Genomic DNA, 6781 nt, shown 5'->3' on the forward strand with positions numbered 1-6781 from the left:
GTTTAGAAAGTATGGTTCTATTTATGATGAAGAAAAAGATTTGAATAAGAATGATTTAATACAAAGACAAATAGTAACTAGCGATAAAGTTATTTCTAGTTTATATAATTTCTTAGAACCAGCATATATAGAGATTGTTGAAGGAATGGCATCTATATTAATTAGTGATTCAAATAGTGGAGATTTTAAGCTATTTGCAGTTCATAGAAACTTAGAAATTAAACCTAATATGTATTTCAATATTATTTCAATGACAGATCAAACAAAATTTAACTTAATAATACCATCTAGATATAATCTCAAGCTTGAGTTTTTAAATCCACCATATGTTTATAATCGAATATTACCTACTATAAATATACCTGAAATAATGGCTTATTATTATACAATAAAGAGTCCAAACTATAGGTTTAAAGGGGAAAAACATAATTTATATGAATTAACCTTTGTTGATAGGGGAACTTTAGATACATCAATTGACGGTGTTAATTATACATTAAATTCATCTGACTTAATTATATATGGAAAAAATCAGTTTCATACGCAAGCTGTAAATAATGATTTATCCTGTTCCTATTTAACTATTATGTTTGATATGAAGTGCGATGATGAGAGATTAATATGTAATAAAATATTTCATTGTAGGAAGGAATTATATAAGAGTATAAGAAAGTTTGCAAAAAATATATCAAGTGAAATACCATATTCAGAAAACTTAATTTTAAGCAATTTTCATGAGATTATTATTAGATTATTTCAATATGATTATTTAGATGTTGATGATGCAAAGCTACCTACAGAATCACAGCAACATTTCCAAGATGAGATATTAGAAAGAATACTTGCTTACATTAATAAAATGATTTGCTCCCCAATTAATATAGAAGAACTTTGTAGTAAATTTGCAATTTCAAGATCATCTTTACAAACATTATTTAAAAATAATTTAAATACATCACCTAAAAAATATATAAATGACTTAAAACTATCTAAAAGTAAGGAATTAATTAAAGAGAACAAGTATACAATTAGTGAAATAGCATTTATGTTAGGTTTTAATTCAATACACTACTTCTCTAGGGCATTTACTCAACATTATGAAATAAGTCCTAGTGAGTATGCTCAAACAGTATTTAAATAACAGAAAACCTATATAACATAGTTAAAATAAAAAACAGAGAAGGAGCTGCCTAGAAGGCAGTTCCTTCTCTGTTTTTTAGGAGTTATTAATAAATTGCTTAGCAAGTAAATTTTTATAAAGTATTTTGAATTGAATATCTAGATATAGTTATTACTACATTTTTAGCAACTTCGACCTCTACAGTTTCTTTTCCTGCAGATACAACCTTACCATATATACCGCCACAGAATACTACCTTCATACCTGCTTTTAATTCAACATGAATATCCTTTAGTTCAGAGGTTCTCTTTTTAATGTTTTTAGCAGATATAAATATTAATATTAGTGCAACTATTCCAGCTAATACTGCAACTGTAATACATGTCCATAAAACTACTTCCCAATTTACCATATTAAATACCATCCTCACATTCAATATCTTCATGAACCTTAAAATCAAACTTTACGACACCACTTTTACCAACCTCAATTGCTGATTCAGATAAAGAAGGCACATCATCTATAATATCTTTAGTCATAGATATTTCAAGGGCCATAGGAAGGTTTGTACCACCTACTACCTCCATTGGTTTTTCTAATTCCATCTTAACTTCAACTAAGGTTTTAAATGGTGAGCCACCAGCTAAGTCACTAAGAGCTAAAATACCATCACAATTGTTTAAATTCTTTAATGAAGCATAATATTTTTCTTTTAGAGATTCTGTAGAGTCTGTTTCTTCAAAATCAACATATTCTACATTATAAGTTTCTCCTGCAATTAGTTTTATAGATGTACGTAGTCCAGATGCAAAGTTTCCATGTCCGCTTATTATTAATCCTATCATTTTCATCATCTCCTAGAATAGATTATTAAATACTTAAGTAATAATTTTATTTACATGTGTAAGGGTATAATGTAACACCCTTAACAACACGATTTACCTCTCCAGATGGGCAAGGGTTATCAGGTGTTAAGCCTAGTGATAAGGACTTTAATACTGATAGTGTTTGAGCAAAAGTAATATAAGCTAATCCTAATTCAGCATTATTTAAGTTATGCTGAATATCATAAGCATATGTGTAATCAGCCAAAGACTTCATTTCGTCATAAGGCTTATTTGAAATTATAACTAACTTATTATTTTTTCTTTGGCTACTTATTTCCTTTATTAGATCAAATTCGTATTTATAAGTGTATTCATCATCACTTACATATACTACTGTTAATGTTGAATCATCAATTATTGATTTTGGACCATGTCTAAATCCTAAAGGTGTATCAAAGACTGAAACAGTTTTACCAGCTGTTAGTTCAAGCATTTTTAAAGAAGATTCTTGAGATACTCCCTTTAAAACATTACTACCTAAATAAACTATTCTATCAAAAGCAAATTCATCAACTATATTAGAGGCAATTTCAAAACCTTTATCTAAGAAAGCTTGAGTTGCTGAAGATATATTATTAATTACTGTAGATTTTTCATCTAATTTATCAAGGTTAAAGCATAGGTATGCTGCTAAATACATATTAGAAAAGCTAGATGTCATAGCAAAAGATTGGTCATGAGTTTCGTCAGTAAGATTTATTGCATAACAATTATTAAGTTCCTCTGCCATTTTAGATAAAGCACCATTTTTATTACAAGTTATGAATAGATTATATAAGTTATTAGAAACGGCACTAGCAGCCTCAACAGCTCCGATAGATTCAGGAGAATTACCTGAACGTCCAAAGCTAATTAATAATGTTGGTTTATTTCTTGATATATAAGATTCTGGAGAAGCAACTATATCAGTTGTTCCATAAGATTTAACTTTAAAGTTTAGCTTTTTATTTAAATAAGTATATAGTGAATTCCCTACAAATTCACTGGTACCAGCGCCAGTAAATATTACATCAAAGTCATCACAACCAATAACTTGATTAATAAAATCTTGTATGGACTTTTTACTTTCTTTAATTTGCGCTAATGTTTTTAACCATGTATTAGGTTGTTGATATATTTCTTTTAAGGTAAATGTAGAAGAGAATTCTTTCATTTTAGCCTCATCGAAATTAAAAATATTCATATGAACGTCCCCCGTCTTTAAATTATAGATTATTAATTCTAATTATAATAAAGAGTTTTTTAAATTCAATGGAAGTGGTGAAAGATGTAATATGTCTGTTGAAAAGTGCAAATATTAGCTTAATAAACTTATGTATAATTAGAGATAAAGTAGACAAGGGGGTATAGCATGTTAATACAAAGTAAAAGAGTTTGGATTGCTGATCAATTTATCCCAGCTCAAATTGAAATTGATGATAATAAAATAGTTAATATTTATACCTATAATGAAAAAGAAGGTGCTCACGATTATGGAAATAAGAGGATTGTACCAGGATTTATAGATATTCACTGTCATGGAGCATATGGATTCGATACAAATGATGCGAATGAACAAGGTTTAAGAATTTGGACAAAGAGAATAGTTAATGAAGGAGTTACGTCAATATTACCTACTACAATAACTCAAAGTAAAGAAGTTTTGACTAAGGCATTAGCTAATGTAGCCAAGGTAGTTGAAGAAGGATATGAAGGGGCAGAGATATTAGGAATTCATTTTGAAGGACCTTATCTTGATATGGAGTATAAAGGAGCTCAGCCAAGAGAATATATAGTCAAGCCTACAATTAAAGAGTTCCAGAGTTATCAAAGGGCTGCAAGGGGATTAATAAAATATGTAACCTTAGCAACTGAGACAGATGAGGATTATTCACTTACAGATTATTTATTTAATAATGAAGTAGTGGTTAGTATAGGACATTCAGCTGCTACATACGAAGAAGCTGTATTTGCCTTTGCTCATGGGGCTAGATCGCAAACTCATGTATACAATGGTATGACTCCATTTAATCACAGAAAAAATGGCCTAGTTGGAGCAGCTTTAAGAATTAAGGGAATGTATGGAGAGATAATATGCGATGGTAATCATTCAACTACAGCAGCGTTATATAATTTCTTCAATGCAAAGGGACCAGATTACGGAATTATGATTACAGATGCGTTAATGGCAAAGGGGTATGAGCCTGGATCTAAATTTATTTTCGGAGGAAATGAAATTGAAATCTATGAAGATGGTAGCGCTCATTTAGTAGAAACAAAAGGATTAGCAGGTTCTACATTAAGAATGAATGAAGGTCTTAGGATACTAGTTGAAGAAGCAATGGTACCGTTTAATTATGCTATTAATTCTTGTACTACTAATCCAGCAAAGTGCTTAGGTGTTGATAAACGTAAGGGAAGAATAGGAGTTGGATATGATAGCGACTTAGTAGTTCTTAATGATGATTATTCAGTGCTACAAACATTTTGTTTAGGAAAGGCGATGTTATAGTGAAGAAGAATGCAACAAATTTATCTGGAAATAACCTTTATTTAGATAGATATGGAGATACAGTCTATTACAATATATTTGATAAAAATGGATATATTGTATCTAAGCAGGTGGAGCAAAAGTTTAGGTTGTTTTATTATAGATACTCAATTATATTTATTGTAATGATTTTGCTTGGAGATTATTTTAATTCATTACAAAATACATTATTAGTGGGGGGCGGAGCTATAGTTTTAGTAGAACTATACTTTAGGCTTTTCTTTTTAAAAAAGTTAAAAGTAATTAAGGATTTTAAAAGAGAACGTAAGACTTCAATATTAGAGAGCACAATTAATAGCAAAGAAAAAGAGAAGACAATGATGAAGGCAATAGCTTATGTTCTATTAAGTATTCTTATTATTATAAATGCAATACAACAAAATTTTAATATAATATTTTTAATTTTAAGTGGATTAGTGGCAGTATATAGCTTTTATATTGCAATTATTAATACTATTGCTTTTAGCAGGATGAAAAAACTATAAATTACTATTTTATTAAAATGATTTTAGAAGGAGAAGTACTATGGAATTAATGACTACAAAACAAATGTTAAAAAAAGCTCAAGAAGAACATTATGCAGTATGTGCATTTAATGTTGAAAATATGGAGATGGTGATGGCAGTTATTAGTGCAGCAGAAGAAATGAATGCTCCTGTAATTATGCAAACTACTCCATCTACAGTTAAATATGCGGGACTTGATTATTTTCTAGCAAACGTAAAGGTAGCAGCAAGTAGAGCAAATGTACCTGTAGCTATGCATCTAGATCATGGATCAAGTTTTGAATTAGCATCACAAGCATTTAGAATTGGATATACTTCAATAATGATTGATGGATCTCATGGAGATTTTGAAAGCAATATTGAAGTGTCAAAAGCAGTTGCAGATATGTGTAAATCTTCAGGTATTGCAGTTGAAGCTGAGCTTGGAAAAGTTGGCGGAAAGGAAGATGACTTAGATGGTGGAGATGGAGATATATATACAGATCCATTAGAAGCTAAGGAGTTTGTTGAGAGAACAGGAGTGGACTCATTAGCAATTGCAATAGGAACAGCTCATGGAATGTATAAAGGAGAACCAAAATTAGATTTAGATAGATTATCAGCAATAAGAGAAGTTGTATCAGTTCCTCTTGTATTACATGGAGGCTCAGGTATTCCAGATTCTAAAGTTCAAGAAGCCATTAGAAGAGGAATATGTAAAGTTAATTATGCAACAGAACTTAGAATTGCTTATACAACAGGGGTAAGTGAGTATCTTTCAGAAAATCCAGATACAATAGATCCTAAAAAGTATAATAAGGCTGGATTTGATGAAGTTAAAAAGTTTGTAAAAGAAAAAATAAAAGTATGTGGTTGTGAAAATAAAGCTTGAAAAATTAGATAACACTTATAAACTCAGATAGATTTTATTTATCTGAGTTTTTTATTTTAATCTAATTTTAATCTTTCTTATATTTTAGATTAATTTTCTAGACGTATTATATAACCATAGTAGATGAGAAATAAAAACTATGGAGGTAATGATAATGGAAAGAAATGAAATGATTGAAATTTTAATGGGAAAGGTTAATGTTAGTAAGGAAGAGGCTACAGAAGCCTTAGAAAATTGTGATTGGGATCTTCTAGATACAATTATTTATTTAGAGAGAAAAGGTAAAGTAGAGAATAATGAAACTACAACTATAATTGAGGTGCAATCAGAAAGTCAAAAGGAAGAAAAGAAAAAAGGGCATAAGAGCCATGATGAAAAATGCGGTGGTATTGGTGAAATAGTTGGAAGAGTATTTAGATTTATAGGTAAGGTATTAAAAAAGGGAAATGAAAATTACTTTGAAATAAGAAAAGAAAATGAAAAACCTATAAGAATATCTTTAACTATATCAGTATTATTATTAATATTTTTATTTGTACCAAGTGCTATACTATTAGTAGTGGGATTATTCTGTGGATATAAGTATTCTGTAGTTGGTCCTCATATTAATTATGAAGGCGTAAATGATATATTTGATAAGGTATCAGAATCAGCAGATACAATTAAAAAGGATTTTAAAGAAGGATATGAGAACAATTAACAGTTAATAATTAATAATTAACAGTTAAGGAGATAAATTGTTCCAAATTATTGAAAGTGAATTAGTAAATATTTTAAAGAGTTCTTATAATATATTGAAAGCCCCTGTTAAAAAAACAGAGGTTTTTTCTTTATAGTTGGTATTAGTGATTGACTTTAGAATATGGA

The 6781-nt window shown here is 29.2% G+C and carries 8 protein-coding genes; 5 read left to right on the forward strand and 3 right to left on the reverse strand.

Annotation, left to right across the window (positions count from 1 at the left end):
- The coding region (locus E6248_RS11180) for a helix-turn-helix transcriptional regulator (protein WP_316340880.1) at positions 1-1141 on the forward strand (1141 nt) is incomplete at its 5' end.
- 112 nt (positions 1142-1253) lie between these two features.
- Here E6248_RS11180 and yajC read toward each other — a convergent pair.
- The 3 genes from yajC to E6248_RS11195 are packed head-to-tail and all read right to left on the reverse strand — an operon-like array spanning position 1254 to position 3190.
- Complete coding sequence (yajC, locus tag E6248_RS11185; protein WP_316340881.1) at positions 1254-1532, reverse strand: preprotein translocase subunit YajC; 279 nt, start codon at positions 1530-1532, stop codon at positions 1254-1256.
- A 1-nt stretch (position 1533) separates the two neighbouring features.
- Entirely contained in the window at positions 1534-1965 is a 432-nt protein-coding gene (gene agaF / locus E6248_RS11190; RefSeq protein WP_316340882.1) for a PTS galactosamine/N-acetylgalactosamine transporter subunit IIA, read from the reverse strand.
- A gap of 46 nt (positions 1966-2011) precedes the next feature.
- Entirely contained in the window at positions 2012-3190 is a 1179-nt protein-coding gene (locus E6248_RS11195) for an SIS domain-containing protein (RefSeq protein ID WP_316340883.1), read from the reverse strand.
- Between the two features lie 168 nt (positions 3191-3358).
- On the opposite strand from E6248_RS11195, the gene nagA reads away from it, so the two are divergent.
- The 4 genes from nagA to E6248_RS11215 all read left to right on the forward strand — a co-directional run bounded on the left by nagA (position 3359) and on the right by E6248_RS11215 (position 6614).
- Positions 3359-4498: an N-acetylglucosamine-6-phosphate deacetylase gene (gene nagA, locus E6248_RS11200; RefSeq protein WP_316340884.1), complete on the forward strand. Its 1140-nt coding sequence runs from the start codon at positions 3359-3361 to the stop codon at positions 4496-4498.
- The gene (locus E6248_RS11205; protein WP_316340885.1) at positions 4498-5022 is read left to right on the forward strand and encodes a hypothetical protein; all 525 of its coding nucleotides are present in this window, start codon (positions 4498-4500) and stop codon (positions 5020-5022) included. The genes nagA and E6248_RS11205 overlap by 1 nt, the downstream gene beginning before the upstream one ends.
- 40 nt (positions 5023-5062) lie before the next feature.
- On the forward strand, positions 5063-5914 hold the full coding sequence (gene gatY / locus E6248_RS11210; RefSeq protein WP_316340886.1) for a tagatose-bisphosphate aldolase subunit GatY: 852 nt from the start codon (positions 5063-5065) through the stop codon (positions 5912-5914).
- A 154-nt stretch (positions 5915-6068) separates the two neighbouring features.
- Positions 6069-6614, forward strand: a complete 546-nt coding sequence (locus tag E6248_RS11215; protein WP_316340887.1) for a DUF4342 domain-containing protein — start codon at positions 6069-6071, stop codon at positions 6612-6614.
- The last annotated feature ends 167 nt before the right edge of the window (positions 6615-6781 follow it).

The organism is Clostridium sp., assembly GCF_032552055.1.
Taxonomy (GTDB): Bacteria; Bacillota; Clostridia; order Clostridiales; family Clostridiaceae; genus Clostridium.

Bases quoted from the DNA above. Each gene is read 5' to 3' on its own strand.
- yajC (WP_316340881.1), bottom strand. From the start codon at position 1,532: ATGGTAAATTGGGAAGTAGTTTTATGGACATGTATTACAGTTGCAGTA.
- agaF (WP_316340882.1), bottom strand. From the start codon at position 1,965: ATGATAGGATTAATAATAAGCGGACATGGAAACTTTGCATCTGGACTA.
- E6248_RS11195 (WP_316340883.1), bottom strand. From the start codon at position 3,190: ATGAATATTTTTAATTTCGATGAGGCTAAAATGAAAGAATTCTCTTCT.
- nagA (WP_316340884.1), top strand. From the start codon at position 3,359: ATGTTAATACAAAGTAAAAGAGTTTGGATTGCTGATCAATTTATCCCA.
- gatY (WP_316340886.1), top strand. From the start codon at position 5,063: ATGGAATTAATGACTACAAAACAAATGTTAAAAAAAGCTCAAGAAGAA.
- E6248_RS11215 (WP_316340887.1), top strand. From the start codon at position 6,069: ATGGAAAGAAATGAAATGATTGAAATTTTAATGGGAAAGGTTAATGTT.